Origin of the sequence: Leisingera aquaemixtae, assembly GCF_001458395.1 — a bacterium.
GTDB lineage: Bacteria > Pseudomonadota > Alphaproteobacteria > Rhodobacterales > Rhodobacteraceae > Leisingera > Leisingera aquaemixtae.
The window spans coordinates 195,021-219,373 of record NZ_CYSR01000031.1 but is presented as its reverse complement, the minus strand read 5'-3'; the positions used below and the strand labels follow the sequence as shown (position 1 = coordinate 219,373).

Below are 24,353 nucleotides of genomic sequence, written 5' to 3'. Positions count from 1 at the left end.
AAAACAATTTCTAAAGGAATCGGGGTTAAGCCTTGATTGAAATCGATCAAGGGAGAAGCCCTGGTGTTCACAGAATTGAACGTATTCAAAATTTCCTATTCCATGGCGACCCATGCCGGCAAGCGCCAGGCATTGGTAGCTCAGAATATCGCCAACGCCGATACGCCCGGGTACCACGCCAAGGATATCAAGCCCTTCACGGAAGTCTTTGCCGCAGGCGCCCGCCAAAGCAGCATGAGCGCCACCCGCGACAGCCATTTGAATGGCACCGCAGGCAGTCAGATGGACTGGGCGGTAATGTCCGACGAGACCGGCAGCGACCCCAATGGCAACTCGGTTTCCGTTGAGGCGGAGCTGCTGAAAGGCGTCGATACAGAACGCCAGCACAAGCGTGCCATGGCCATCTACAAATCCTCCATGAACATCCTGCGCGCCAGCCTGGGCAAAACCTGAGGAGGTATGAGAGATGAGTGAATTTTCCAAAGCCCTCTCCGTCACCGCCAGCGGCCTCAAGGCGCAAGCCGCGCGCCTGCGCCATGTGTCTGAGAACATTTCCAACGCCGACACGCCGGGATACCGCCGCAAGGCAGTACCCTTCGAATCGGTGCGCGAGCTGCGGACGGATGTGGAGCATGTGCGCACCGGCCGGGTTACCCTGGACCGCAGCGAGCTGGACAAAGTCTACGACCCATCGCATCCGCTGGCTGACGAAAGCGGGCATTTCGAAGGCTCCAACGTGGATCTGATGATCGAGATCGCCGACGCCCGCGAAGCCCAGCGCAGTTATGAGGCAAACCTGAAGATGTTTGAGCAGACCAGGTCCATGTCCGCTTCGCTGATGGAACTTTTGAGACGCTAACTGAAATTTATTGGAGATCCAGAATGGATATTCGCAGTCTTTCCGCCGCCAGCGGCTATGCCGCCGCCCGCCCCGCCACCAAAGCTGACCCCAATCACGAAAGCACCGGTGCCGGCGCCCAGCTGAAGCAGAGCTTTGAAGACTTCACCGCGACCCTGCAAAACAGCGAGCAGGTCTCGGTGCAGGCGATGACGTCGCAAGCTGACCCGCATGCGCTGGTGCAGGCTCTGGCGCAGACCGAACTGGCGGTCGAAACCGCGGTCACTGTGCGCAACAAGGTCGTCGAGGCCTATCAGGAAATCCTGAGGATGCCGGTCTGAGCCATGATGAGCGAAAGCCTCTTCTATGACACGCTGCGCCAGGCGCTGTGGGCCGCTGTCACCATGTCGACGCCAATCTTGGTCGTCGCGCTGGTGGTCGGCCTGACCATCGGCCTGTTTCAGGCCCTGACCTCGGTGCAGGAAATGACCCTGACTTTCGTGCCCAAGCTGACAGCGATCCTGGTCGTGTTCTGGATGACCATGGGCTTCATGACACAAACCTTGGTGGCCTTTTTCGACGGCCACGTTGTTCCAATGATTGCCGGAGGCTCGTAATGGGAACCGCAGGTTACGCCACGATTTCACGCCAGTCAGGCCTGATGCGGGAAATGCGCGTCATTGCCAACAACATCGCAAACTCCGCCACAACCGGATACCGCCAGGAAGGGCTGATCTTCTCGGAGTTCGTGCAATCCTCGCCCGGCCAGCCGTCCGTGTCGATGTCGCGTGCCAATATCTTCAACACCTCGATGGAGCAGGGCCAGCTGACCAATACAGGCGGCACCTTCGATTTTGCCATCGAAGGGGATGGCTTCTTTATGGTCGAAACCCCGCAAGGGGAACGGCTGACCCGCTCCGGCGCCTTTTCCCCCAACGCCGCCGGTGATCTGGTGACCATGGATGGCTACCGGGTGCTGGACGCGGGCCGCGCGCCCGTCTTTGTGCCGCCGGACGCCGGCAAGATCGAAGTGGGTGCGGACGGTTCGCTCAGCGCAAACGGGCGTCTGCTGGGACAGCTGGGCCTGTTCAAACCGGTCGAAAAGCACACGCTTGTGCGTGAGGACGGTGTGATGTTCCGCGTTGAGGGCGACATCGAGGAGAACTTCGACTCGAAGGTCCTGCAGGGCTTTCTGGAAGGCTCCAACGTGAACGCAATTTCCGAAGTGAGCCGGATGATCGAAGTGCAGCGCGCCTATGAGATGGGCCAGAGCTTTCTGCAGACGGAAGACGAGCGCATCCGCAATGCCATCAAAAACCTGATCAAGTCCTAGGAGAATCCAGATGCGTGCCCTCAAGATCGCAGCAACCGGCATGAGCGCCCAGCAGTTGCGGGTGGAGACCATCTCCAACAACCTCGCCAATATGAACACCACGGCCTACAACGCCCGCCGCGCCGAGTTTGCAGATTTGCACTACCAGCAGATTTCGCGCGCCGGCACCGTGAATGCTTCGGACGGCACCGTGCTGCCGACCGGTGTGCAGGTTGGCCTGGGTGTGCGCCCGGCGGCCGTTTCCGTGCATTTGTCCCAAGGGGCGCTGCAGCAGACCAACAACGATCTGGATATCGCCATTGACGGCAATGGCTACCTGGAGGTCACCCTGCCCTCCGGCCAGTCTGCCTATACCCGCGACGGTGCGCTCAAACGCTCGGCCGAAGGGCTGATCGTGACTTCGGACGGTTTCGCAGTGTCGCCGGAAGTCACCATCCCGGACGATGCCACCAGCATCTCGATCAACGCCGAGGGCGAAGTTTACGGGTATTTCCAAGACTCTCCCGAAGGCCAGCTGCTGGGGCAGTTCACCCTGGCCGGCTTTACCAACCCGAAGGGTCTTGAGGCGATCGGCAGCAACCTGTTCACCGAAACCGAAGCCTCCGGCCCCGCCACCGTCTCCACCGCTGGCGAAGACGGGCTCGGCACCCTGCGCCAGGGATACCTGGAGGGCAGCTCGGTGGATGCAGTGCGCGAGGTGACGGAGCTGATCGAAGCCCAGCGCGGTTACGAAATGAATGCCAAGGTCATCTCGGCTGTCGACCAGATGATGGGTGCAACCACACAGGTGCGCTGATGAAACTTGCTCTTGCCTGCCTGACCGCCGCCGCGCTCTGCGCCCCGCCTGCCTGGGCGGACTACCTGATCCCGCTGCGCACGATCCGCGCCAAGGAGATCGTGAACCCCGAAGATCTGGCTCTGAAAAAGGGCGAGATCCTTGGCGCGCTGTCGGACCCGGCAGACGTCACAGGCATGGAAGCACGTGTCTCGCTCTACGCGGGGCGGCCATTGCGGCCCGGCGATATCGGCCCGCCGGCCATCATTGAACGTAACGACCTGGTGACCCTGATCTTCCGTCAGGGTGTGCTGTCCATCGCCGCGGAAGGGCGTGCCTTGGGCCGCGGTGCCGCTGGTGAAGCTGTCCGGGTCATGAATCTCTCTTCCCGCACGACCGTCACCGGACGGATCAAGGAAGACGGCTCCGTCGAGGTAAACTGATGACTATGAAATTTTCCCCCGCCAAACCGCTGCTTTTCGGGCTGGCCCTCCTGGGCGCCTGCGGCCGGATGGATCACCTGGGCAAGCCGCCCTCCTTCACCCCTGCCAATGAGACGCCGGAGCATGTGGCGATGCTTTACGAGGGACTGCCGGCGCAGACCCAGAACCGGCGCACCGTTGACGGATCCTCGCTGTGGAGCGGCTCGCAGCAATCGCTGCTCGGCGACCGCCGCGCGATCAAGCGGGGGGATATTCTGACGGTGGTGATCGAGATCGACGAAGAAGCGGAAATTTCCAACGACACCCAGCGCTCGCGGTCGGGCTCCGAAAGCCTGAACATGCCTCAGCTTCTGGGCTTGCCGCAGCGGCTGGACCGGAAACTGCCGGAAGGCGCCACCTCGGCAGACGCGGTGGAGCTGGGCAGCTCCAGTTCCGCCGGCGGCAAGGGTTCCGTGAAACGCAGCGAGAAACTGGAGCTGCGGGTCGCAGCCACCGTTGTCGACGTGCTGCCCAACGGCGTTCTGGCGATCAGCGGCACCCAGGAGCTGCGGGTGAACTTCGAACTGCGCGAACTGCTGGTGACCGGGTATGTCCGGCCTCAGGACATCAGCCGCCAGAATGAAATCACGTATGACAAGATTGCTTCGGCGCGCGTCTCTTACGGCGGCCGCGGCCAGATCACCGATGTTCAGCAGCCGCGCTACGGCCAGCAGCTGCTTGACGCTGTCCTGCCGTTCTGAGGGTTATTATGCTGTCAAAACTCCTTCCAGTCATCCTGCTGATCCTCGGAACCGCAGGCGGCATCGGCGCCGGCATCATGCTGATGCCCGCGCCGGAAGAAGAGCACGCTGCCGAGCCCGGCAGCGCCGCCAAACCCGCTGAGGAAGCCGCAGAGGAAATCGCTGAAGACGGCGAAGAGAACCAGCGCGAATACATCAAGATCAACAATCAGTTCGTCGTTCCTGTCGTAGAGCGTGATCAACTGACTTCACTGGTGGTGGTGTCTCTGAGCTTGGAGGCCAAACAAGGCATTGGCGAAAAAGTCCGCACCTTGGAGCCAAAACTGCGCGATGTCTTCCTGCAAGTCCTCTTTGACCACGCCAACATGGGCGGCTTCCGCGGTGCGTTCACCCGGTCTGATGTACTGGAACCGCTGCGCACCGCCCTGCGCGAGGCGGCGCAGAAACACATCGGCAAAGGCGTGTATGACGTGCTGATCATGGAGATTTCCCGGCAAGACGTCTGACCGCCGCACTACAATTCAAGCAAAAAAGCCGGCCTCAAAAGGCCGGCTTTTTTTGACAAAAACAGGTCTCTTCCCCTCAGCCCTCCAGCAGCCGGGCCATCTGGTCCTTGGCCAGCTCGGCCTTGTGCCGTTTGCGTTCAGCTGTGGCCATCGTTTCAACCGCATGTTTGCGGCCGAACGCCTTGCGCAGCTGATCCATGCTTCGCAGTTTTTGCGCAGTGGCCTTGGCCAGCTCCTGGTTCAGCTGCCGCCGGGTGCGGGAATGCCAGCCCTGCCATAGAAGATCCGCCCCCAAAGCCTTCATTGCATGATCGCCATCGGCCTGTGCGCGCGCGGCCTGCACTTGCTCGTTCAGTCTGGCCAACTGGCCGCGCAGCTCCGCTTCCCGGGCCAGAACGGGCTGAATTCTGGCGTGTTCCTGCATGTATTGCGCAGCGGTCACCGCTGCCATCTGATCCAGCATTTTCTGCTTCATGTGACCTTCCCCTTGGCACGCTTGCGCATCTCCTCGGCAAAACGGATTGCCGCTGCCACCGGCGCGTAGTGCTCTTCCAGAATTTCATCCCCGATCTCGATCGCCGCGTGCAGCGCCCGCGCGGTTGGCGGATCGCTGTGGATCGGGATCGCGTTTTCATTGGCAACCCGCCGGATCGCCGCGGCAATCTCATCGACTCCCTTGGCAACACAGACGGGGGCGGCGCCCGGCTCACGGCTCCACTGCAGGGCAACCGCATAGTGGGTCGGGTTTACGATCACCACATCTGCCTTCGGCACATCGGCCAGCATCTGGCCCATCGCGATCTGCTGGCCGCGCTGGCGCCGCTGGCTCTTCATATGCGGGTCGCCTTCGGCATCCTTCATCTCATCCTGGATTTCCTTGCGCGACATCATGTTCTTGCGGATATGCTCGGCATGCTGAAAGGCGGCATCGACGATCCCGATTGCCAGCGCAATGATGAGAGCGAGGAACAAGAACTCCATCGACAGCTGCGCCAGCATCAGAACCACGGATTGCGGGCCGGTGCCGGATGACGCGATCATCTCCGGCAGCCGGTGGGACAGATAAACGCCCAAGCACACCGAGTAGAGCGTCAGTTTCACGAAGCTTTTCAAGAACTCGAACAGGCCGGCGCGGCCGAACTTGTTCTTCGCATTGGAAACAATCGAAATGCGCGACAGTTTCGGCTCCAGCTTGCTCGGGGCGAAGACCATCGCCCGCTGGCCGACAATGGACAGCAGCACAAGCGCGAAAGGCACAACAAACCAAGGCAGCACCGGACGGAGGGCACTGCCGATGAAGCCGCCCACCGGCGCTGCCGCGGGACCTTCGAAAAACAGCGGCGCCAGCCGGTCTGGCTGGTCAAGGTAGGCCATCAGTGCAGTGCCGATCCCCTCAACGCTGCTGCTGCCTGCGGTATAAAACGCGATGATCAGGCCCAGATAGGCGGCAGCCACCGACAGGTCAGTGGATTTGGCAACTTCGCCTTTTTCCCGGGCCTTTCGGAGTTTCTGCTCCGTTGGCTCGAATGACTTGTCTGAGTCGTCGTCCTGTCCGCTCATGGGATGCCGCCCCCGGGGTTTGCGAAGAAGGTCATCAAGGCGCGGGACCAGACATCCAGGATCACCGGGCTGCCGACCATCAGGATGAACAAACCCATGAGGGTGATCACCGGCGCGCCGACCATGGCCACCATCAGCTGCGGCATCGCCCGGTTGATCACGCCAAGGGCCAGGTTATAGATCACCGCCGTGATCACAAAGGGCGCCGCCAGGGTGAATGCCAGCGAAAAACTTTGCGAGACCCGGAATACGCCCCATTCCGTCAGGCCGGCGGCAACCGGAAACTGGCCTGCCGGAAACATCCGGTAAGAACCGATCAGCAGCTCCGCCACCCGGACATGCAGCCCCATCAGGGTGGCAAGGGTCACGCCGGAGATCATCAAAACAGCGCCAAGCGCCGGCATCGGCTCTGCGCCGATGCCGCCCAGCACCTGCGACAGCGACGTGGCTTGCGCTGCCATCGCGCCCGCCGTCTGCAATGCCAGCACAAAAATCCGGACGCCGATGCCCAAAGCCAGGCCAATGATGGCCTCAGTCACCGCAAAACGGGCGTAAGCGAACACGGTGTCTGGCTCGGGCAACGCAGGCAGCGCCGGTGCCACGACAAACGTAAAGGCCACGGCGACTGCCAGCTTGACCCGCGTGGGGACATAAAGCTCCCCCATTGCGGGCAGAACAGACACCATCGCTGCCACTCTCAGGAACACGATGGCGGCGTGCCAGAATCCCGCCCCCAGCATCAGAACCAGTTCCGGAGGCAGAAAGTCCAGGTTCATGCCTGCACCATCCCGACGAGGGCAGGCCGTGCTTCCAGGCCGATTTCCTCGAACGACAGTACCGGATTGGTAATACCGCGCGACTTCAAAATTGTCCTCAGATACCGGCGGCGGCGGGTCGAGGTCACCACCGCGGCAAACACGCCCTGATCGGTGATCGCCGAGAGCTTGTCGCTCAGCCCGTCCGCAAGGCGGTTGAAGAGATCCGGCGGCAGCGCGATATCCAGCCCGGCACCCTGCGCATCGACCTGATAGGTCGAGAACTTGTCCTCCCATTCCGGCGCCAGCTGGATCAGCGGAATGGTCCCGTCCTCACGCTTCATCTCGGCCACCAGCTGGAAGCCAAGGCGCTGGCGCACATGCTCGCAAATCACTTCAGGCTGTGTGACGTGCAAGCGCGCTTCCGCAATAGATTCCAGAATCAAAGGCATGTTCCGGATGGACACCCGCTCCTCCAGCAACAGCCGCAGGACCGCATGAAGCGTGTCCATCGGCACCTTGTCCGGCACCAGCGAATCCAGCAGCTTGCGGTTCGCCTCGGCGCGGAAGCCGTCGGACAGCTGCGTCATTTCGTCCAGCAGGCGGCGCAGGGATTTGAGCGTCAGCAAGCGGCTGAAGTTCTGCTTGATGACCTCCAGCAAATGGGTTGCCAGTATTTCCGGCGGTGTGACCACGGTGGCGCCGGCCAGCGCCGCCTGTTCCTGCGCCTTGGCAGAAATCCAGCGCGCCGGTGCGCCATAGACCGGCTCCGTCACATCTGTGCCTGAGGGCAGCGCATCGTGATTGTCGGGCATCAGGGCCAGGACCATTTCGGGATGCAGCGTGCCGCGCACCTGTTCGACGCCCTGCACCTTGATCACATAGGTGCCGCGCTCCAGATCGTGCTGATCGGTCAGGCGGATTTCCGGCAGGATCAGGCCGAATGTGGTGGCGATGTGGGACCGCATATTTGCGATCCGCGCGTCCAGGCCAGTGCCCTCGTCCAGCACCATGCTGACCAGGTCGGGCGCAAACTCCAGATGCAGATCATCAAGATCCAGAATGTCGCCCAACGGCCGCGAGGCCGAAGGATCGGAGGCTTCCTCGATCTTTTCCTCGATCTCGGCTTCTGCATCGTCCTTCTTTTTCTTGGCCATCCGGAAAGCGGCATAGCCCAAGACCCCGCCGCCGGTCACGAAGGGGAGAAACGGCAAGCCCGGCACCAGCGCGAACAGAACCATCAGCACGGCAACGGTGGTCAAAGCTGCCGGGTGGCGGCCGAACTGTTCGAACAGAGCAATATCGGTGGCGCCAGTGGTGCCGCCGCGCGCCAGCAGCAGTGCCGCAGCAATGGAAATGATCACCGAAGGGATCTGCGAGACGAGGCCGTCCCCTACCGTCAGAATGGCGTAGGTCTCAAACGCGCTGCCCACAGGCATACCGTGGACCAGAACCCCCATAATAAGCCCCATGACGAGGTTCAGCAGGGTGATCATCAAGCCAGCAATGGCGTCGCCTTTGACGAATTTCGATGCACCGTCCAGCGAGCCGAAAAAGGTCGTTTCCTGCTGGTCGCGTTCGCGCCGCTCCTTGGCAGTCTGGTGGTCGATGGCGCCCGCGGACATATCCGCGTCGATCGCCAGCTGCTTGCCCGGCATCCCGTCCAGGGCAAAGCGGGCGCCCACTTCGGCCATCCGCGCTGCACCCTTGGTGATCACCATGAAGTTGACGATCAAAAGAACCCCAAAGACAACCAGGCCGAGGAACACGCTGCCCCCCATGACAAACTGGGCGAACCCCTCGATCACATTTCCGGCCGCATCGGTGCCGGAGTGGCCTTGGCCAATGATCAGCTTGGTGGAGGAGACGTTCAGCGACAGGCGCAGCATCAGCGACGCCAGCAGAATCGTCGGGAAAGAGGAAAAATCCAGCGGTCTTTCGATGAACAGGGTGATCGTGAAGATCAGGATGGCAAGCGCAAAAGAGGCCGCCAGACCGACGTCCAGCACCCAGGCAGGCATCGGCAGGATCATCATCACGATAATCGCCATCAGCGCCAGCGCCAGCAGCACAGTCGGGCTGAAAAGTTGATCAGTGGTCAGCTTAGGCACAATTATGGCCCCACTTGTTGAGTGCATTCAAATGGTTGGTAATCCCGCCAGAAGCCCGGGCCGGTTGCCTCAGGGCTTTCCAATGCAGAAAGGGCGGAACGACCCGCAGCCGTCCGGATGCCGGACGGCCGGAAGCCCGGGAGGCGCGGGCCGCCTTCGCAGCGGCGGCTGACGGCGCAATCCGGTGCATTTTGGCGTTGAAGAAAAGTGCAGGACAGGCACTGGCGGCGGCCACAGCCTCGCGTGCCATGCGCGCTGTGCGCGCACTCAGCCCTTGCAGGCAAAGTTTAAAATCGTTTTCCGGCATTCTGCCCGTTCCAGATCAGGATTCACCCGCTCATCAGGTTACCGGCAGCCAGTTGACAAAGTGTTATCATCCAAACGCAAAGGCCGCCCCGGACGGGGCGGCCGTAACGCAGTCAGCCTTGAGCTGGATCACTGGGTTTCTTCAGGAGCGTCCGCTGCTCTGCCGATCTGGTTCAGCAAGTCGGCGATGCCGCCCCGCGTCCCCTCGCTGCTCTCCACCAGGGCCCGCGCATAGGCCAGCGGCGGCAGGCTGTCCGGATCCTGGACGGTTTCGCCGATTCGGGTGGTGACAGAAGCGACTGTCCCGAATTGCGCGCCCTCTTCCGGCTCGATTTCCTCTATCGCCCCCAGGTTTTCAGAGTGCCAGAACCCGCGGGCGGCTGCGTCTTTCTCATTTTCGGCCAGCAGGTATTCCCCGGCGCGGCCGTATTCGCCGTTGCGCCACAGAGCTTCGGCGCGCAGGCGGTTAGCTTTGGAGCCATCCAGCCCCATCAGCTCCACCAGCGCCCGGTGCGGCTTATCCAGGGCTAGCGCGGCTTCAGCCATCATCAGGCGGCGGGTTTCATCCTGCGGCGCCAGGGACAGCTTGTTGAGCAGTTCTTGAGCGAAGTCCGCGAAGCCCAAGTCCAGCAGCCGGCGGGCCACCGGCACAGCAACCGGAGCCGCCTCAGCCGCCGTAGCCTGACCGGCAAACACCAGACCATACTGCAGGAAGGTTACATCATCCGCGCGTTCTGCCAAAAGCAGCAACAGCGGTTCCAGCGCTACAGCCCGGGCACCCGGTCCATCGCGTTCCGTCAGTTCGTTAAGCTCCTGAAACGCGTCGTGGAACTGTCCTATCAGCGCAAGCGACGAAACATGAGCCTTGCGAAGATCGGCACCAAGCTCCGTGTCCCGGTTTTCCAGCTCGTAGGAGGCAATCAGGTCCGGCACATCCGGCGACAGCGCTTTGCGTTCTTTCACACTCAGGGCAACCAGATCGATCAGCGCGGCTGGTGCGTTCCCGGTGCGTTCCGCCACTTCGCTGGTCAGCTCTTCAGCGACTTTCTCAGTGTCGCCCTCAAGTTCTGCAATCGCCGCCTCGGCCAGGTTGATTTCCGGCACCTCTTCGATCCCGGTCCGGTCCACGGCCCTCAGCATTGCTTCAGCGACATGGTGCTCGCCGGCTTCGGCGAACATTTTGCTGACCCGCGGCCCCAAATGCACCCGCAGGTGCGTCGGCAACTTGGAAAATGCTTGCTGGATCGCATCGGTGTTTGAATTTTTCTTGACCGCACCGTCGGCCAGCGCGCCCCAGAAAGCGCTGTTGCTTTCGCAGGCCTGCTGCCCGGAGAACGGGTTTTGAGGCGGAAGATCAACTCCATCCATCAGCAAGGCCATCGCCTCCAGCACGGCCGCATCCGGGCTGCCACGCTCTGCGGCCGGAAGGATTTCCAGCATGGAGCGGGCTTCGGCACCAAAGCCGAAATAGAGATAGATCCGGGCAAGAGCGAAAACCCCGGCCGGGTTCACGTCGTCGAACTCCTGGACCAGCGCGCTGCGCAACGGTCCGATCTGATCGGCAAACGGGCTCTCATTGCCCCAAGTGTGAATTGCCACGTCCCTGTCTGGAATGCAGTGCGCTGCCTCGTTGCTGCCCTCTGTCAGGGCAGCCATCAGGCCAGTTTCGCGGTCGATTGCCGAAGTGACGGAGATGTGGTCGAGCGGGTTCAAAGGCCTGTCCGAACGGCCCAGAGGATCGAGGCCGGCAGCAGTGCCAGCGCCAGGAAGCCCGTCCGGCGCAACGCTCACCAGCCCCTGGTTCGCTGCCCGGCCGATCTGCTGCAGCAACCGCCGCTCGGATTCCTTGACCACCGCAGCGCGTTCGGTCTCCGCCAAGTCGAGCAGCATACCGGTATCCGGCAGCCCCGGCAGCATAGCTGCGGCAACGTCTTCCGCGGCCGCCGGTATGCTGCTTCCGTCCAGCGGCAATACGACATCAGTTGGTGTCTGTTCTTCCAGCCCAGCAGGTGCTGGTTCGGGGCTAGGTGCCTCGGCACTGTCTTGTGGCCGGACTGTGCGTGCCGGTTCAGACTGGCCGGCGACCGTGGCGGCCAGTTCCAGCGCCATCCGCGCGTCCGCCGCGGCCGACTGGGAAAAACTGAAACGGTAGCCGCCGCCCGCAACCGGCGTGGTGATCGGAAGGATGCTGCCTGCTGTGGTGTATCGCGGCTGCGGTGCGGGTTTACCGCCATCGCGGATATCCACCACAAGGTAGCCGTTCTCCTGGACATAGGAGGTGACTGTGCACTCGCAGCCCAATTGCAGCCGCAGCGGCTGGCCGGGGCCGTTCTGTTCCAGTGATTGCAACCGGGTGCGGGGAATAAGGTTGAAGACGCGGGAGGTATCGAAAACCGCTTCGGGGGCATCAATGTTGACGGTCGCAGTATTGCCGCTTTGGGTCAGAGACCAGTCCGCGCCGTTTGGCAGACGCATCACCAGGCGCGTGAACCCTTTATGCTCGCCGGAGCGGGTCACGATTGTCTGTGCCTGGACTGTGCCAGCCGTCAAAACAACGGCCGCCGTGGCAAATGCTCGCCAGATCATGCTGCGTCCTGTTTCACCGATTTGAGGGCTTCTTCCAGCTCCGAGAAGCCGGGACGGAAATGCGACGGGGTATTCTGGCGGCCGACCTCAATGCAGATCGCTGCTGCATGGTTGTGCAGGTTGGCCACCAGCACTTCGCGGATCAGCTGATAGAAATGCGCGTCTTCTTCAACCACGGCCTTCACCTTGCCCGCGAAGGGAGCGACAAGGCCATAAGAGAGAAACACGCCAAGGAATGTCCCCACCAGGGCGCCGCCGATCAGTTTCCCCAGCACCTCGGGCGGCTGGTCGATCGAGCCCATGGTTTTGATCACGCCCAGAACCGCCGCAACGATCCCAAGGGCAGGCAGGCCATCGGCCATGGTCTGCAGCGCATGGCTGGAGTGCAGCGCGTGGTGAAGGTTGGCCTCCATCCGCTTTTCCAGCACCTCTTCAACCTGATGCGGATCGTCATAGTTCATCGACGCCGACCGCATGGTGTCGCAGATCAGGTTCACGGCTTCCTTGTCGCCCAGGATCTTGGGGTATTTATTGAACACCGAGGAGTTTTCCGGGTCTTCGATATGCTGTTCCACCTCAACCGGATTGGCCCGGGCGATTCGGATCAGCGCGAACAGCAGACAAAGCAGATCGCGGTAGTCGTCCGGCTTCCACTTGGGTCCCTTGAATACCTTGCCGATGTCCTTGAGCGTGTGCTTGACGCCGCCCATGTCGTTGGCAATCAGAAACGCCCCGACAGCGGCACCGCCGATCATCATCATCTCAAACGGCAGCGACTTCAGAATGATCGCCATCTTGCCGCCGGCCAGAAGGTATCCGCCGAACACCATGGCAAAGATCACCACAATGCCTACAATCCCGATCATAGGTCCACTCCGAATTCCATTGGTTTTTATTAGTTTAGGCGAGTCGTCCTAAGGAATGACTAAGCCCGCGCACCCAAGTCATTCCCTGGGCACGGCTCCGTTGCGTCCGGCCAGGACCACGCTGATGGTGTAGGCGGCTTCCGGGCTCAGGCCCGCCATGATCCCCGCCGCGGCCTCCGGCTGCATCCGGGCGAGGAAGCCTGCTGCAAATGCAGGGTCCATTTCCTCGAACAGGGCTGCGGCCTCCTTGGGCTTCATCTGCTCATAAACTGAGGTCAGCCGGGTCACATCCGCCTCGGTCGCCCCATCGGCCAGGGCGAGGGTCGCGCGCAGCTTCTCTTCTGCCTGCTCCAGTGCCACCAGCTTCTTGTTGATCGCCTGATCGGCAATCTCCAGCGCCTTCATCCGGTCCTGAATCTCCGCCTCGCGGGCGGCCAATGCCTGTTCCCGCTCCCGAAAGGCCGCCAGCATCGTCTGCAGCTCAGCGGAGGACGGCATCGATTCGCCCCGCGTCTCTCCCTTATGCGCAGACTCTTCCCGGCCCGGCTCCTTCAGACTGGCCACTTCGCGGGCAATTGCGGGCCCGGCCTCCAGTCCCAGCCGCACCGCGGCAGAGCCGATCAGCAGGACCGCCAGCATCATCAGCGTGCCGCCCCGCCGCAAACCTTTGGGTTTCTTAGCCGCCTTCGCCATTACGCCACCCGGTTCTGGCTGCGGTTATGGCGGACGAACATCAGGCCAGAGGGCTTGGCCTCTTCCTGGCTTTCTTCGGCCGGCTGCGATTCGGCCTCATAAGCGGCTGCCATCTCCTCATCTTCGGCAGCGGGTTCCGCTGCCGGAGCCGCAGGCCGGGCCTCGGGAATATCATGCATCGACGCCATCATCAGCTCCAACCGCTGGGCCACCGATTCGGCGCGGCCCGTCAGCTGCTGCAGCGCCTTGCTGGAGCCGTCAGACACCTGTTGCGCCGATTTCAGCGACTTGTTCAGGTCATCAACCTGGGAGGACAGCACGGCGACTGCGCCGCCCACGCCCTTTTCCAGATCATTGAACCGCTTCAGCCTGCGTGACAGCACCAGACAATAGAATCCGGCGCCCAGTGCTCCGGCCGCAAGCAGGATATCAGCAATAATGTCCATCCTGTCCTCCTAGTTCAGTACGAAATCCATAATCAGCAGATCACGCACCCGGCCCTGGCCGGTGGCAATGTTGATCCGCCGCAGCATCTGCGCTCTCAGTTTCGGCAGAGCCATCGGATCGGTCAGATCCTCAAGCTCCAATGCTCTCAGGTAGCTGTTCAGGACATCGACAACCCGCGGGAGGATTTTCTCGACCTCGGCCTGGTGCGCCAGGTCGACCTCAAGTTGCGCGCGGAACCGCAAATGCTTGATACCGCTGGCTTTGCGCAGGGTAATCACAATCGGGTCCATTTCGATAAAGGCAAGATTGGCGATATCCTCCGCCGTCTCACCAGTGTCCACGCCTTCTGGCGCCTCTTCGGCCGCATGCGCCGGTTCTGGCGCTGCTTTCTGACCAAAGGGAAGAAGGCCTGACTGAACGGCAAAGAATCCGCCGCCCGCCCCCGCCAGAGCCAGCACAACCCCGATGATCAGGGGCAGTTTGCTTTTCTTGGCCGGGGCATCTGCTTCTGTATCTACTGCAGCGTCTGTCATGGCTATCCCTAAAACGTCGTGCAGCTTCTTCATAACCTGCGAGGAACTAACCGAATGTTAAGGCCGATCCGTCAAAAAGGTTGCACGCCGGACAGAACGCCGGTGCGACGGAGGTTAATGTGCAGCAGATCAAGAATGTCTGGGCAGAAATGGACATGCGGAAGCGTCTGATTGCCGTGGGCGCCACGGTAATTATGATTCTCAGCGTGATCGCGATGTCCCATGTGGCAAGCAAGCCATCAATGACACTGCTTTATGCCGGGCTGGAAAGCGGCTCGGCCGGAGATGTGGTGCGGGCGCTGGAACAGCGCGGCACCCAATTTGAAGTGCGTGGCGGCTCGATCTACGTGCCGTCCACGCAGCGTGACGAACTTCGTATGACATTGGCCAGCGAAGGCCTGCCGGCCAATGGCGGCAAAGGGTATGAACTGCTCGATTCGCTCAGCGGCTTCGGAACCACCTCGCAAATGTTCGATGCCGCCTACTGGCGCGCCAAGGAAGGCGAATTGGCCCGCACCATTGTCGCCAGCCCGCATGTGACCCAGGCCCGGGTGCATATCGCCAACACCGGATTGAACCCCTTCCAGCGCACGGTGGAGCCTACCGCATCGGTTTCCGTCGTGCCGATGGGGTCGCCGATCACACCTGCGCAGGCCAACGCTATCCGTTTCCTGGTGTCCTCCGCTGTCACCGGCCTTGCGGTGGAAAACGTTGCCGTGATCGACGCCAATGGCGCTTTGATCGGCTCCTCGGATGCCACTGCTGCAGCCGGTGCCGGCACGGATGACCGTTCGCAGACGATTCGCGAGCGGGTCATGCGCCTTGTCGAGGCCCGCGTCGGCCAGGGCAACGCCGTGGTCGAGGTCAGTGTCGAAACCGTGACTGACACCGAATCTATCCGCGAAAAGCTCGTTGATCCCAAAAGCCGTGTCGCCGTCAGCACAGATGTCGAGGAACGCGCCGATTCTTCCACCAACCAGGCGGGCGAAGTCACCGTTGCCTCAAACATTCCCGATGGCGATGCCGCCTCCGGCCAGGGGTCCAAGGCCAACACCAGCGCTACCCGCGAGCGGATCAATTATGAAATCTCCGAAACCGAAAAAGAAATCCTCCGCGGTCCCGGCGCCATCAAGCGCCTGACCGTCGCGGTGCTGATCAATGGCACAGCCGTCACCAATGACGCCGGCGAAACCGTTTTCCAGCCCCGGCCGGAAGACGAGCTGGCCGCCATGCGGGAACTGATTTCCGCGGCGGTCGGCTTTGACGCGGAGCGTGGCGACGTGATCACCCTCAAGTCTATGGAGCTGCCCGCCGTGGAACCCCAGGGCACGGTCGCGACCGCCTCTTTCTTCGATAACCTCTACTTTGACGCCATGTCTCTGGTCCAGATCGGCGCACTGGCCCTCGTCAGCCTGATCCTGGGCCTTTTCGTTGTCCGCCCGATCCTGTCGAATCAGGCCGCGCCGGTAGCTGCGCTGCCAGGCCCTGACGGCGGCGGCCTGCCTGCGTTGCCCGGTGTCGGCGGCGACGGCTTCATGACTGCACCGGACATGGGTGCAGGCCTCGCGCTCGATGGTGAGATTGAGAACAACGAAACCGGCCAATTCGAACCGATGGGCGGCCTGCCGACGATGGGCACTGGCGACATGATGGGCGCAATCGGCCTGCCGTCAATGGGCGGCGGCATGGATGATCCCGTCGACCGCCTCCGCAACATGATCGGCGAACGGCAGGAGGAAACTGTCCAGATCCTGCGCGGCTGGCTGGAAGAGAATAAGGAGCAAGCTTGATGACGATTGCGCATTTGCTTGAGGACTTCGGATTTGAAACGCCCGCTGAACCGGTGGTGCCGGCGGTCTCTGAGGAAGTCATAGAAGAACAGCGGCTGGCTTCCTTCGAGAAAGGCTACAGCGCCGGCTGGGATGACGCTGTAACGGCCAAGGATCAGGAAACCACCCGGATCTCGGCCGAGTTGGCCAACTCGCTGGAGGACCTGAGCTTCACCTATCACGAAGCGCAAAGCCAGCTGCTCGATTCGCTGGATCCGATGTTCAAGGTGCTGACCAGTGCCATTCTGCCGGATGCGATGGCGGCCTCCTTCGGGCACCACATCGTCGATCAGCTCGCAGGAATGGCAAAAGGGCAGACCGATCAGCCGATGCAAATTGTGGTATCGCCCGGCGAAGGCGCACCCGTGCGCAACCTGCTGCCGCAGAACTTTTCTGTCCCGGTCACCGTGCGGGAAGACAGCACGCTGTCCTCCGGCCAAGCCTACCTGAGCGTCGGCAGCACCGAATGCGAAATCAACTGCGATGCCCTTCTCGAATCGATCCAGGATTCGATCGAAGCCTTCACCTATCACGCGAAAGAGGACAGCCAATATGGATGACGCCGCCGATCTGAACAAGAAAGCCGCTGATGCCAAAAACCCCTTTGTTTCGGTTCCCGTCGAAGTGGTTGTTTCGGTGGGCAAGGCCCGGCCGCTGATCCGCGATCTGGTCAGCCTGGGTGAAAACGCGATCCTGACGCTCGACAAGCGGGTTGAAGATCCGGTCGACCTCTACGTCGGTGACCGGCTGGTCGCCCGGGGCCAGCTGGAGGAGCTGGAAGGCGAGCAGGCCGGACAGCTGGCCGTGCGCCTGACGGAAATTGCCGATCTGCAAAGCGGTTTGGGATGACACACAAGACCTTTGTGCGGGCGGCCCTGGTTTCAGCTTTTTTGCTGGCCTTGCCGCAGACCGCCCTGGCTCAAGAACTGAGCCTTTCGCTGGCAGACGGTGAGTCGATTTCGGCCCGCTCGATCCAGCTGATTCTGCTGATTACAGTGCTCAGCCTGGCCCCCGGCCTGCTGATCATGATCACCTGCTTTCCGTTTCTGGTGACGGTCCTGTCGATCCTGCGCCAGGGTATCGGTCTGCAGCAGGCGCCGCCAAACATGCTGATGATCAGCCTGGCGCTGTTCCTGACCTACTTCGTGATGGAGCCGGTTTTTACCGAGGCCTGGAGCAGCGGTATCAGCCCGCTGCTGGAGGAACAGCTTGAACCGGGCGAGGCCATCTCACGCAGTCTGGAACCGTTCCGGGCATTCATGGCCAACCGTCTGGATCCGGACACGTTTTATGCCATTGCCGACCTCAGGCCGGAGACCCAAGGCATGGACCCGGTGCCGCAAGCGCCGCTGTCCGCGCTGGTCCCGAGCTTCTTGCTGTCCGAAATTGCACGCGCCTTTCAAATCGGCTTTCTGGTCTTTCTGCCGTTCCTGGTGATCGACCTTGTGGTGGCAGCGGTCCTGATGTCGATGGGGATGATGATGGTGCCGCCGGCCATTGTGTCCCTGCCTTTCAAACTGGCGTTCTTTGTTGTTGCCGACGGCTGGAGCCTGATCGCCACGGCGCTCGTGCGCAGCTATTATCCCTAATCCTCAAAACCGGAAAAAACGAACAGCCCGGGCCGTGTGATGTGCCCGGGCTTTTTCTGTGCGAGCGCTCCTGCCCCGCCCCCTTCTTGAGCATTCTGATACCCGCAGCAGATGGTGTGACGTGCATGGATCTCAGCGTTGAGCAGGCTGGGTTCAGAGATTTCTGGCACCCATTATAAACCCGGGACGGAGCCAGTTCTGGCTCCCAGCCGCACACTTGCCTTGGTGCAGCCGGAAATGAGAACGCTCCCCGTTTGACCAAACCACAGCTCTTTACCCTTTCGACCCATTGATGCGGCTTGCCCGGCTCGGCTGCACTCTGAGTGCGGGGTCCGGCGCACGGCCGGGCATGCAAGCGCGGCGCGGGGAGAACCACAGACGGGTGGCCTGCCCCCAGACAAAAAATTCCCCGGCTTCAGCAGGTGAAGCCGGGGCGTTTTCTGTCAGGGTTGCGGTGCCCGTCAGCGGACGACGAATTCCGCGTGCAAGGCCCCTGCGGCCTTGAGGCTTTTCAGAATGTCGATCATATCCCGCGGCGACACCCCCAGAGCGTTCAAGCCTGACACGACCTCCGAAAGCGAGGTTGTCTCCGGCACTTCTGCCAGCTGGATCCCCTCCTCTTCCTCGATCGCAGCGCCCGTGCGCGGCACAACAACGGTTTCCCCATCCGCAAAGGGGTTGGGCTGAACCACCAGCGGCGTCTCTTCAATGCGGAGCGTAAGATTGCCTTGAGCCACGGCCACGCGGGAAATCCGCACGTCGCTGCCCATCACAATGGTGCCGGAGCGTTGGTCGACAACCACCCGGGCTTTGCGCTGCGGCTCAACCAGAATGTTCTCAATCCGGCCCACCGCATGCGCCGTCGAGCGGGTGTTGGTGCGGCCGATATCGACTTCGACAGTCCCGGAATCCCGCATCAGGGCAACGTTGCGGCCGAATTCGTTGTTGATCGCCCGTTCGATCCGCCCGGCCGTGGTGAAATCCGGCTCGCGCAGCGCCAGCCGCATGGAGCTGAGCGAGGCCAGGTCGAAATCAATCTCCCGCTCAACACGGGCACCCGACGGAATCACGCCCGCCGTCGGGACCCCCTGCGTCACTGTCGCAGCCTCGCCTTCGGCCACTGCACCGCCAGCCAGGATTGTCCCTTGGGCGACAGCATAGATCTGACCATCGGCGGCGTTCAGCGGCGTCATGATCAGAGTACCCCCAAGCAGGCTTTTGGAGTCGCCAATGGCTGAGACCGTCACGTCGATGGTACTGCCGACACGGGCAAAGGGCGGCAAGGTGGCGGTCACAAAAACGGCCGCCACATTCTTCGGCCGGAACTGCTCACCCGTCACGTTGACGCCAAGCCGCTCCAAGATGTTGGTCATGATTTCTTCGGTGAACGGCGAATTGCGCAACCCGTCACCGGTTCCATCCAAGCCGACGACCAGGCCGTAGCCGACCAGGTCGTTGCCGCGGACCCCGTCGAATTCCACCAGGTCCTTAAGCCGGATAGTGTTTGCCTGCGCCGCCACGGGCAGCAGAAACAGGCAAGCAAGGAAGAGACGCAGAAAAGCCATCATGAGATATACTTCAACAAGGACAGCTGCGAGCTGCGGGCGGTGATTGTATAAAGGCCCTCAAGCTGCGTCTGCGCCTCCTGAAGCCGGGTGTAGGTTTCATACGGATCGGCCGAGACCAGGTTGTTCTTGACGATGCTCAGGCTGGTTTTCGACGCCTCGTTACGGGTATTGACCGCCTCGAGCTGGCCCTCGATGAATCCAACGTCAGCCTGCAGATCAATCAGCCTGTCCGCACTTTCAGTCAGCTCGCTGCTGGCCTTGATAACCAGATCGATCTGCACGTCTTCGGTCAGGCCGAGGCTGGGCTCATCCGCGAGAGCAGTGATCACATAACTCTGCAGAGCATGCTTGAGGTTTTCATCATCGGCGCGGATCCCCAGGGTCACCTGTTCTCCCTCGCCGACGGTAACCGGCTGCAGCGAAGTAGTGGAACCGCGGTACATGACGGCATCAAATCCGGCCGGATCGTCGAACCAGTCCTTAACTTCCTGAATGATGTCATTGCTGGTTGTCAGCCCCGAGACTTCCGTGAGGATGGCCGTCATCAGCGTACTGGTGTCATTCAGCGGTTTGGTGTCCGTTGCAGTGCCCGCAAAGATCGTCCGCCCCCCGACAGCCGTGTTCATCAGATTGATGGCGCTGGACAGCCTCTGCTTGGCCTGGCTGCCGAATTGCTGTGCATTTTCCGTGTCAAGCGCGGGCGACAGTCTCAGGATGTCGTTGCGCATCGCCTCCACCTGGCTGTGCACCTTATCAAGGCTGCCTTGCGTGGCGGTCGCAAACAACCGCACTTCGCTATTGGCAACCATATAGCTGCCGATCCGGTTCAGCGAGCTCTCCAGATCTGCAAGATAGGTGAAATCGCCGCCCAGCCGTTCGCTCAGGTTCGCCGACTTTCCAGTGGCAAACTCTTCGGACAGAGTGGTGACGTTTTCCTTCAGCTCCGTATTGCGGCTGCGGAGAAAGAGGTGCTGCGCCATATCGCCATAAGAATTCAAAATCATGGGTCAGATCCTCAAAAGTGTTTCCATAAGTTCGTCGACAACGCTGAGCACACGGGCGTTGGCGGCGTAATATTTCTCAACCAGCATCAGGTTCTGCAGCTCGGCGTCGGTGTCGACGCCGAGCGCCAGTTCCGCCTGGCTCAGCTCATTGAAACTGGTAGCGGCAAAAGTCGAAGCGCGCGCAGCGGTTTCATTGTCCTGGGCAAACCTGGACAACAGGTTCGCACTCAGCGTCGCAGCTGACATGTTTGCGGTGCCAAGACCGACTGAGGACACCGTGCGGGTGGTGTTCAAAGCGTCCGAGTAGGCCTGCAGCAGGCTGGAGTTGCCTGGATCCCCGGGGGCCGCGGCGTGAATGCCATCGCGAAACCGCCAGGTCTCACCGGTGCCATCCAAAGCCACCAGATCATTCAGCTCGATCCGGTTGGAGAGTCCAACGATGTTCGACGGATCGTAGAAGGCGCCACCGTCGGTGAATATACCTGCATCCGTGGCCCCGATGGTGGCATCCAGCGCCGGGTCCTGGAACCGCTCGATAAGATCGGCGGCCATCGCGTCCAGATCCTCTTGGGCCTCAACCGCGGTCACATCACGGATTTCAAACTGCGCGGTCAGGGTGCCGCCGCGCAGCGGGCCGTCAGGGCTGGTGTCGATTGCTCTGCCGTTCACCTGGAGACCGGAGATCATGCCGTTGCCCAGAGTCATGTGCGGCATGATATCCCGCGACGGCGTAAAGCTCAGCTCAGACGCCTTGTGGTCCAGCAGCATCACCCCGCCGGTGGAATAAAGCGTGACCTGGCCGTTGTCGCGGCGGACAACATTAACCGGAATGATCCCGTTCACCTGGTCGATCAGCTGGTCGCGCTGATCCTGCATTGACACGGCGTCCATGCCGCCGGCCTCTACCACCATGATCCGGGCGTTGAGCTTTTCAATCTCCTTCAGGGCCTGATTCACGGTGTCGACCTGGCTGCCGATCGCGCTGTCCGCATTGACCCGCAAGCCGCGCAACCCTTCGGCCGTGCGTGAGATGGAGTCTGCCAAGGCATTCGCCTTCACAGACAGATCATTCAGCCGGGGCTGAGAATCCGGGCGCGAGACCGCTTCGATCAGCGACGATTCGAAATCCGAAAGCTGGGAGGCAAGCGACATCTCATCATCGACGGTGCCCACCAGATCGGACATCCGGCTGAAGAAATCGGCCTCCGCCTTGGCGGCGCCGTATTCTGCTTCGGCAACCCGTCGGTTGGAAATCAGCACAGGATCATTCAAACGCTGGACATTGCCGATCCGAACGCCGGGGACGCCGGCCCCGGGGCTGTTCAGATCCTGAACCCGGCGTGTGTAGCCGGGGGTCAGCGCATTGGCCAGGTTCTCGGCGACCACTTGCGAGGACCGGCCGGCCGCGCTCAGCCCGCTCATGGCGCTGTTAAGGGCGGAATTAATAGACATGTTCAGCCTGCTTTCGTGGAGCCAATGTCAGGGAGCATCAAGCGCGTTAGCGCTTGATGTTGGTGGTTTCCTGCAGCATCTCGTCAACGGTCTGGATGACCTTGGCGTTGGACGAATAGGCCCGCTGGGTCTTGATCATGTCGGTCAATTCGGTTGCCACGTCGACAGCCGATTCCTCCTGCGCGTAGCCCAGGATTTCACCGGTCGGCCCCTCACCGGCATCCCACAGGTAGAACGCCCCGGAATCGTCAGTCGGCTTGTAAGTCTGGCTGTCCAGCGCCTGCATGCCGTTGATGTTGGAGACATCCACCAGCGGAACCTTGTAGATGACCTTGGTGTCGCCTGAATCATAGGAGGCAATCACTTCACCGGACGCGTTGACCTCGACCGAAACGAAGGAACCGACTGCCGTCCCGTCCTTTTCCGTCGTGCCGGGCACGAACTCGTCACCCAGCTGGCTCATCCCGTTCTGTTCGCCAATCACACCGATATTGATCTCGACAGGCCCGCCCGCAACGTTGATGGTCACCGAACCGGCGGTTGCATCATAGGCACCACCAGTCACGGTTGCCACGCTTTGAAGCGTGCCTGCAGACGCCGCGCTGTCATCGAATGTCAGAGTGTACTCGCCGATGACCGTTGCACCGGTTGCAGAGTCCACGATTTGCATCGTCCATTCGTTAGTGCCGCTGGTCGCCGGCGGCGTGGCAACACTTGGCGAATAGGTAATAGTCAGCTCTTCGGAGCGGCCCATGTTGTCGAAATACTGAACCACTTGCTCGACCGGGTCGCCCGAGGCACCGGGATCGGTTTCGGCTGCCGGAAGGTTCGCCGTCAGGCTGATTTCGGTTGTCGGCTCCGCCGACAGGCGGTTCAGGTCGATGCGGATCGGCTCCAGGGCATCGGCGGTATCCCTTGCCACATCCGGAACCGTGCCGTCAGCCTGCGCGGGCCAGCCCATCAGGACCAGACCGGACTCGGTCGTCAGATACCCGCTGGAATCGGTCCGGAAGGATCCGGTGCTGGTCAGCATCATGGACGGGCTGCCACTCGCCTCCACCTCTGTGATCGAGGCAACGGGCAGCATGCCGCGGCCGCGCACCGCCAGGTCGGTGGCGTTATTGGTCGAAACCAGCGGGCCGCGCTCGTCGATCAGCCGGACGTTGGTCGTGCGCACGCCGCCGGCCGAATAAGTGCCGCCGGAGCCGGACAAGACCATGGAATGGAAATCGGTCTGCACCCGCTTGTAGCCGCGGGTAGAGGAGTTGGCGATGTTATCGGAAATGGAAGCCAACCGGCTGGCGTTAGCGCTCAATCCTGAAACGCCCGCGTTCAGCGACGAAGAAATGGTCATAGCACGCCTTTCTGCTGCATCTAATCATTCTGGATGCAACAGCTAGCGCAGGAGCGATTAACGGGCGGCTAACAGATAAAATATGACTCATCTGCCAGCCGCCAGCCTCAATGTTTACAGAGGCTTATTCGCGCAAAAAGATGATTTCGATCCGGTCGTTGCGGGCAGCCATCGGATTCCCGACCGCCAGCTTCCGGTCAGCATGGCCGGTGACCCGGTGAACCCGCCCCGCATCCAGCCCGCCCGATTCGAGCAGCGTGCGGGTTATGTCTGCCCGTGCATGGGAGAGCTCCCACACCGGATTCTTCGCCAGAACAACCGGGTGCGAGCGGATATGGCCGCCAATCGCAACGTTGCTGGTCACGCTGTCCGAGACCCGCGCAATCATCCTGACTAGATCCCGGAACAACGGCTTCGGCTCCGCCTGGTCTTGTTCGAACAACGGCACGTCTTCAGTCGCGAACAGCTCTATGATCAGCCCTTCATCGGTGACGCGGGTGACAATATGGCGGGCCATTGCAACCGATACCATGCTCTCACCGCCGCGTCCGGACAACTGTTCCTCGATAGCGCGGAACTTGGAATCATCTTCCTCGCGCTTTTCGGTCGACTCGACCCCAGTGTCGCCCTGCGCCTTCTGGGCATCCATCGGATTGATATCCGTGGCCCCGGTCCCGGATTGCGGCTGAATATCCTCGGTGAACATACTGTCACCCTGGAAAGCGCCATTGCCGCCACCGGACACCCGGCTTAACGGGATTGATGGCGAGAAGTAATCCGCCAGACCTTTGCGTTGTTTTTCCGTCGTCGCGTTAAGCAGCCACATCAGCATAAAGAAGGCCATCATCGCGGTCACGAAGTCGGCATAAGCCACCTTCCATGCGCCGCCGTGATGACCATCGCCACCACTGACTTTTTTCCTCTTGATGATAATGGGCGCCACATTGCTCTGTGCGCTCATATCCACCACCACTATTTTCACCCATCCCCGGCATAGCAGGCGGCGCGTTAAACGGGCCTTAACAATTAAATTTGCCGGCAGTTAACCCCCATGCGCTTAGCCCT

Annotated in this window: 27 protein-coding genes; 13 read left to right on the top strand and 14 right to left on the bottom strand. The window is 61.3% G+C overall.

The window, feature by feature from the left end:
- The first annotated feature begins 63 nt into the window (after window positions 1–63).
- Genes PHA8399_RS18010 through PHA8399_RS17970 form a run of 9 tightly spaced genes read left to right on the top strand, consistent with a single transcriptional unit; the run spans window position 64 to window position 4,635 of the window.
- Window positions 64–453, top strand: coding sequence for a FlgB family protein (locus tag PHA8399_RS18010; RefSeq protein WP_058287605.1), 390 nt, complete (start codon window positions 64–66; stop codon window positions 451–453).
- 13 nt (window positions 454–466) lie between these two features.
- Entirely contained in the window at window positions 467–859 is a 393-nt protein-coding gene (gene flgC / locus PHA8399_RS18005; protein WP_058287489.1) for a flagellar basal body rod protein FlgC, read from the top strand.
- Between the two features lie 23 nt (window positions 860–882).
- Window positions 883–1,179, top strand: coding sequence for a flagellar hook-basal body complex protein FliE (gene fliE, locus PHA8399_RS18000; RefSeq protein WP_008557465.1), 297 nt, complete (start codon window positions 883–885; stop codon window positions 1,177–1,179).
- Between the two features lie 3 nt (window positions 1,180–1,182).
- Window positions 1,183–1,455 carry a flagellar biosynthetic protein FliQ gene (locus PHA8399_RS17995; RefSeq protein ID WP_008557586.1) on the top strand — a complete coding sequence of 91 codons (273 nt, stop codon included), beginning with the start codon at window positions 1,183–1,185 and terminating at the stop codon, window positions 1,453–1,455.
- Window positions 1,455–2,171 carry a flagellar hook-basal body complex protein gene (locus PHA8399_RS17990; RefSeq protein ID WP_058287488.1) on the top strand — a complete coding sequence of 239 codons (717 nt, stop codon included), beginning with the start codon at window positions 1,455–1,457 and terminating at the stop codon, window positions 2,169–2,171. The genes PHA8399_RS17995 and PHA8399_RS17990 overlap by 1 nt, the downstream gene beginning before the upstream one ends.
- Before the next feature lie 10 nt (window positions 2,172–2,181).
- Window positions 2,182–2,967, top strand: coding sequence for a flagellar basal-body rod protein FlgG (gene flgG / locus PHA8399_RS17985; RefSeq protein ID WP_058287487.1), 786 nt, complete (start codon window positions 2,182–2,184; stop codon window positions 2,965–2,967).
- A complete protein-coding gene (flgA, locus tag PHA8399_RS17980) occupies window positions 2,967–3,389 on the top strand; it encodes a flagellar basal body P-ring formation chaperone FlgA (RefSeq protein WP_058287486.1) in 423 nt (140 codons plus the stop codon). The genes flgG and flgA overlap by 1 nt, the downstream gene beginning before the upstream one ends.
- Window positions 3,389–4,129: a flagellar basal body L-ring protein FlgH gene (flgH, locus tag PHA8399_RS17975; RefSeq protein ID WP_058287485.1), complete on the top strand. Its 741-nt coding sequence runs from the start codon at window positions 3,389–3,391 to the stop codon at window positions 4,127–4,129. The genes flgA and flgH overlap by 1 nt, the downstream gene beginning before the upstream one ends.
- Before the next feature lie 8 nt (window positions 4,130–4,137).
- Window positions 4,138–4,635: a flagellar basal body-associated FliL family protein gene (locus PHA8399_RS17970; protein ID WP_058287484.1), complete on the top strand. Its 498-nt coding sequence runs from the start codon at window positions 4,138–4,140 to the stop codon at window positions 4,633–4,635.
- Window positions 4,636–4,711: 76 nt separating this feature from the next.
- On the opposite strand, the gene PHA8399_RS17965 is transcribed toward PHA8399_RS17970, so the two are convergent.
- From PHA8399_RS17965 to PHA8399_RS17925, 9 genes are all read right to left on the bottom strand, one after another.
- Window positions 4,712–5,110 (bottom strand): hypothetical protein, encoded by a 399-nt coding sequence (locus PHA8399_RS17965; RefSeq protein WP_058287483.1) that lies wholly within the window; start codon window positions 5,108–5,110, stop codon window positions 4,712–4,714.
- Window positions 5,107–6,195 carry a flagellar type III secretion system protein FlhB gene (gene flhB / locus PHA8399_RS17960; RefSeq protein WP_058287482.1) on the bottom strand — a complete coding sequence of 363 codons (1,089 nt, stop codon included), beginning with the start codon at window positions 6,193–6,195 and terminating at the stop codon, window positions 5,107–5,109. The genes PHA8399_RS17965 and flhB overlap by 4 nt, the downstream gene beginning before the upstream one ends.
- Window positions 6,192–6,971, bottom strand: a complete 780-nt coding sequence (locus tag PHA8399_RS17955) for a flagellar biosynthetic protein FliR (protein WP_058287481.1) — start codon at window positions 6,969–6,971, stop codon at window positions 6,192–6,194. Before PHA8399_RS17955 ends, flhB begins: the two co-directional genes overlap by 4 nt.
- Window positions 6,968–9,088, bottom strand: a complete 2,121-nt coding sequence (gene flhA, locus PHA8399_RS17950; protein WP_145977063.1) for a flagellar biosynthesis protein FlhA — start codon at window positions 9,086–9,088, stop codon at window positions 6,968–6,970. Before flhA ends, PHA8399_RS17955 begins: the two co-directional genes overlap by 4 nt.
- Before the next feature lie 408 nt (window positions 9,089–9,496).
- Window positions 9,497–11,953, bottom strand: coding sequence for a hypothetical protein (locus PHA8399_RS17945; RefSeq protein ID WP_208856338.1), 2,457 nt, complete (start codon window positions 11,951–11,953; stop codon window positions 9,497–9,499).
- Window positions 11,950–12,819, bottom strand: coding sequence for a flagellar motor stator protein MotA (gene motA, locus PHA8399_RS17940; protein ID WP_008553318.1), 870 nt, complete (start codon window positions 12,817–12,819; stop codon window positions 11,950–11,952). The genes PHA8399_RS17945 and motA overlap by 4 nt, the downstream gene beginning before the upstream one ends.
- A 78-nt stretch (window positions 12,820–12,897) precedes the next feature.
- Window positions 12,898–13,512 (bottom strand): MotE family protein, encoded by a 615-nt coding sequence (locus PHA8399_RS17935; protein ID WP_058287479.1) that lies wholly within the window; start codon window positions 13,510–13,512, stop codon window positions 12,898–12,900.
- Window positions 13,512–13,958 carry a hypothetical protein gene (locus tag PHA8399_RS17930; RefSeq protein WP_058287478.1) on the bottom strand — a complete coding sequence of 149 codons (447 nt, stop codon included), beginning with the start codon at window positions 13,956–13,958 and terminating at the stop codon, window positions 13,512–13,514. The genes PHA8399_RS17935 and PHA8399_RS17930 overlap by 1 nt, the downstream gene beginning before the upstream one ends.
- Before the next feature lie 9 nt (window positions 13,959–13,967).
- Window positions 13,968–14,492, bottom strand: a complete 525-nt coding sequence (locus tag PHA8399_RS17925) for a flagellar basal body-associated FliL family protein (RefSeq protein WP_058287477.1) — start codon at window positions 14,490–14,492, stop codon at window positions 13,968–13,970.
- A 119-nt stretch (window positions 14,493–14,611) separates the two neighbouring features.
- Here PHA8399_RS17925 and fliF point away from each other — a divergent pair, with 119 nt between their 5' ends.
- The 4 genes from fliF to fliP are packed head-to-tail and all read left to right on the top strand — an operon-like array spanning window position 14,612 to window position 17,910.
- Window positions 14,612–16,282, top strand: a complete 1,671-nt coding sequence (gene fliF / locus PHA8399_RS17920) for a flagellar basal-body MS-ring/collar protein FliF (protein ID WP_058287603.1) — start codon at window positions 14,612–14,614, stop codon at window positions 16,280–16,282.
- Window positions 16,282–16,881 (top strand): FliH/SctL family protein, encoded by a 600-nt coding sequence (locus PHA8399_RS17915; protein ID WP_058287476.1) that lies wholly within the window; start codon window positions 16,282–16,284, stop codon window positions 16,879–16,881. Before fliF ends, PHA8399_RS17915 begins: the two co-directional genes overlap by 1 nt.
- Window positions 16,874–17,170 carry a FliM/FliN family flagellar motor switch protein gene (locus PHA8399_RS17910; protein ID WP_058287475.1) on the top strand — a complete coding sequence of 99 codons (297 nt, stop codon included), beginning with the start codon at window positions 16,874–16,876 and terminating at the stop codon, window positions 17,168–17,170. Before PHA8399_RS17915 ends, PHA8399_RS17910 begins: the two co-directional genes overlap by 8 nt.
- Window positions 17,167–17,910: a flagellar type III secretion system pore protein FliP gene (fliP, locus tag PHA8399_RS17905; RefSeq protein WP_058287474.1), complete on the top strand. Its 744-nt coding sequence runs from the start codon at window positions 17,167–17,169 to the stop codon at window positions 17,908–17,910. The genes PHA8399_RS17910 and fliP overlap by 4 nt, the downstream gene beginning before the upstream one ends.
- 461 nt (window positions 17,911–18,371) lie before the next feature.
- On the opposite strand, the gene PHA8399_RS17900 is transcribed toward fliP, so the two are convergent.
- The 5 genes from PHA8399_RS17900 to PHA8399_RS17880 all read right to left on the bottom strand — a co-directional run bounded on the left by PHA8399_RS17900 (window position 18,372) and on the right by PHA8399_RS17880 (window position 24,249).
- Complete coding sequence (locus tag PHA8399_RS17900) at window positions 18,372–19,478, bottom strand: flagellar basal body P-ring protein FlgI (RefSeq protein WP_058287473.1); 1,107 nt, start codon at window positions 19,476–19,478, stop codon at window positions 18,372–18,374.
- On the bottom strand, window positions 19,475–20,482 hold the full coding sequence (locus tag PHA8399_RS17895; RefSeq protein ID WP_058287472.1) for a flagellin: 1,008 nt from the start codon (window positions 20,480–20,482) through the stop codon (window positions 19,475–19,477). Before PHA8399_RS17895 ends, PHA8399_RS17900 begins: the two co-directional genes overlap by 4 nt.
- Window positions 20,483–20,485: 3 nt before the next feature.
- Complete coding sequence (gene flgK / locus PHA8399_RS17890; protein ID WP_058287471.1) at window positions 20,486–21,934, bottom strand: flagellar hook-associated protein FlgK; 1,449 nt, start codon at window positions 21,932–21,934, stop codon at window positions 20,486–20,488.
- A gap of 46 nt (window positions 21,935–21,980) precedes the next feature.
- A complete protein-coding gene (locus PHA8399_RS17885) occupies window positions 21,981–23,288 on the bottom strand; it encodes a flagellar hook protein FlgE (protein ID WP_058287470.1) in 1,308 nt (435 codons plus the stop codon).
- Window positions 23,289–23,412: 124 nt separating this feature from the next.
- Complete coding sequence (locus tag PHA8399_RS17880) at window positions 23,413–24,249, bottom strand: flagellar motor protein MotB (protein ID WP_058287469.1); 837 nt, start codon at window positions 24,247–24,249, stop codon at window positions 23,413–23,415.
- Between the last annotated feature and the right edge of the window lie 104 nt (window positions 24,250–24,353).

What these genes read in the sequence shown, in the direction of transcription:
- PHA8399_RS17895 (WP_058287472.1), bottom strand. Translation starts at nt 20,482, where the DNA reads ATGATTTTGAATTCTTATGGCGATATGGCGCAGCACCTCTTTCTCCGC.
- motA (WP_008553318.1), bottom strand. Translation starts at nt 12,819, where the DNA reads ATGATCGGGATTGTAGGCATTGTGGTGATCTTTGCCATGGTGTTCGGC.
- PHA8399_RS17955 (WP_058287481.1), bottom strand. Translation starts at nt 6,971, where the DNA reads ATGAACCTGGACTTTCTGCCTCCGGAACTGGTTCTGATGCTGGGGGCG.
- PHA8399_RS17995 (WP_008557586.1), top strand. Translation starts at nt 1,183, where the DNA reads ATGATGAGCGAAAGCCTCTTCTATGACACGCTGCGCCAGGCGCTGTGG.
- flhA (WP_145977063.1), bottom strand. Translation starts at nt 9,088, where the DNA reads ATGCACTCAACAAGTGGGGCCATAATTGTGCCTAAGCTGACCACTGAT.
- flhB (WP_058287482.1), bottom strand. Translation starts at nt 6,195, where the DNA reads ATGAGCGGACAGGACGACGACTCAGACAAGTCATTCGAGCCAACGGAG.
- PHA8399_RS17900 (WP_058287473.1), bottom strand. Translation starts at nt 19,478, where the DNA reads ATGATGGCTTTTCTGCGTCTCTTCCTTGCTTGCCTGTTTCTGCTGCCC.
- flgA (WP_058287486.1), top strand. Translation starts at nt 2,967, where the DNA reads ATGAAACTTGCTCTTGCCTGCCTGACCGCCGCCGCGCTCTGCGCCCCG.
- PHA8399_RS17915 (WP_058287476.1), top strand. Translation starts at nt 16,282, where the DNA reads ATGACGATTGCGCATTTGCTTGAGGACTTCGGATTTGAAACGCCCGCT.
- PHA8399_RS17925 (WP_058287477.1), bottom strand. Translation starts at nt 14,492, where the DNA reads ATGACAGACGCTGCAGTAGATACAGAAGCAGATGCCCCGGCCAAGAAA.
- PHA8399_RS17945 (WP_208856338.1), bottom strand. Translation starts at nt 11,953, where the DNA reads ATGATCTGGCGAGCATTTGCCACGGCGGCCGTTGTTTTGACGGCTGGC.
- PHA8399_RS17935 (WP_058287479.1), bottom strand. Translation starts at nt 13,512, where the DNA reads ATGGCGAAGGCGGCTAAGAAACCCAAAGGTTTGCGGCGGGGCGGCACG.
- PHA8399_RS17970 (WP_058287484.1), top strand. Translation starts at nt 4,138, where the DNA reads ATGCTGTCAAAACTCCTTCCAGTCATCCTGCTGATCCTCGGAACCGCA.
- fliP (WP_058287474.1), top strand. Translation starts at nt 17,167, where the DNA reads ATGACACACAAGACCTTTGTGCGGGCGGCCCTGGTTTCAGCTTTTTTG.
- flgK (WP_058287471.1), bottom strand. Translation starts at nt 21,934, where the DNA reads ATGTCTATTAATTCCGCCCTTAACAGCGCCATGAGCGGGCTGAGCGCG.
- PHA8399_RS17885 (WP_058287470.1), bottom strand. Translation starts at nt 23,288, where the DNA reads ATGACCATTTCTTCGTCGCTGAACGCGGGCGTTTCAGGATTGAGCGCT.
- PHA8399_RS17880 (WP_058287469.1), bottom strand. Translation starts at nt 24,249, where the DNA reads ATGAGCGCACAGAGCAATGTGGCGCCCATTATCATCAAGAGGAAAAAA.
- flgH (WP_058287485.1), top strand. Translation starts at nt 3,389, where the DNA reads ATGACTATGAAATTTTCCCCCGCCAAACCGCTGCTTTTCGGGCTGGCC.
- PHA8399_RS17965 (WP_058287483.1), bottom strand. Translation starts at nt 5,110, where the DNA reads ATGAAGCAGAAAATGCTGGATCAGATGGCAGCGGTGACCGCTGCGCAA.
- fliE (WP_008557465.1), top strand. Translation starts at nt 883, where the DNA reads ATGGATATTCGCAGTCTTTCCGCCGCCAGCGGCTATGCCGCCGCCCGC.
- PHA8399_RS17930 (WP_058287478.1), bottom strand. Translation starts at nt 13,958, where the DNA reads ATGGACATTATTGCTGATATCCTGCTTGCGGCCGGAGCACTGGGCGCC.
- flgC (WP_058287489.1), top strand. Translation starts at nt 467, where the DNA reads ATGAGTGAATTTTCCAAAGCCCTCTCCGTCACCGCCAGCGGCCTCAAG.
- flgG (WP_058287487.1), top strand. Translation starts at nt 2,182, where the DNA reads ATGCGTGCCCTCAAGATCGCAGCAACCGGCATGAGCGCCCAGCAGTTG.
- PHA8399_RS17990 (WP_058287488.1), top strand. Translation starts at nt 1,455, where the DNA reads ATGGGAACCGCAGGTTACGCCACGATTTCACGCCAGTCAGGCCTGATG.
- PHA8399_RS17910 (WP_058287475.1), top strand. Translation starts at nt 16,874, where the DNA reads ATGGATGACGCCGCCGATCTGAACAAGAAAGCCGCTGATGCCAAAAAC.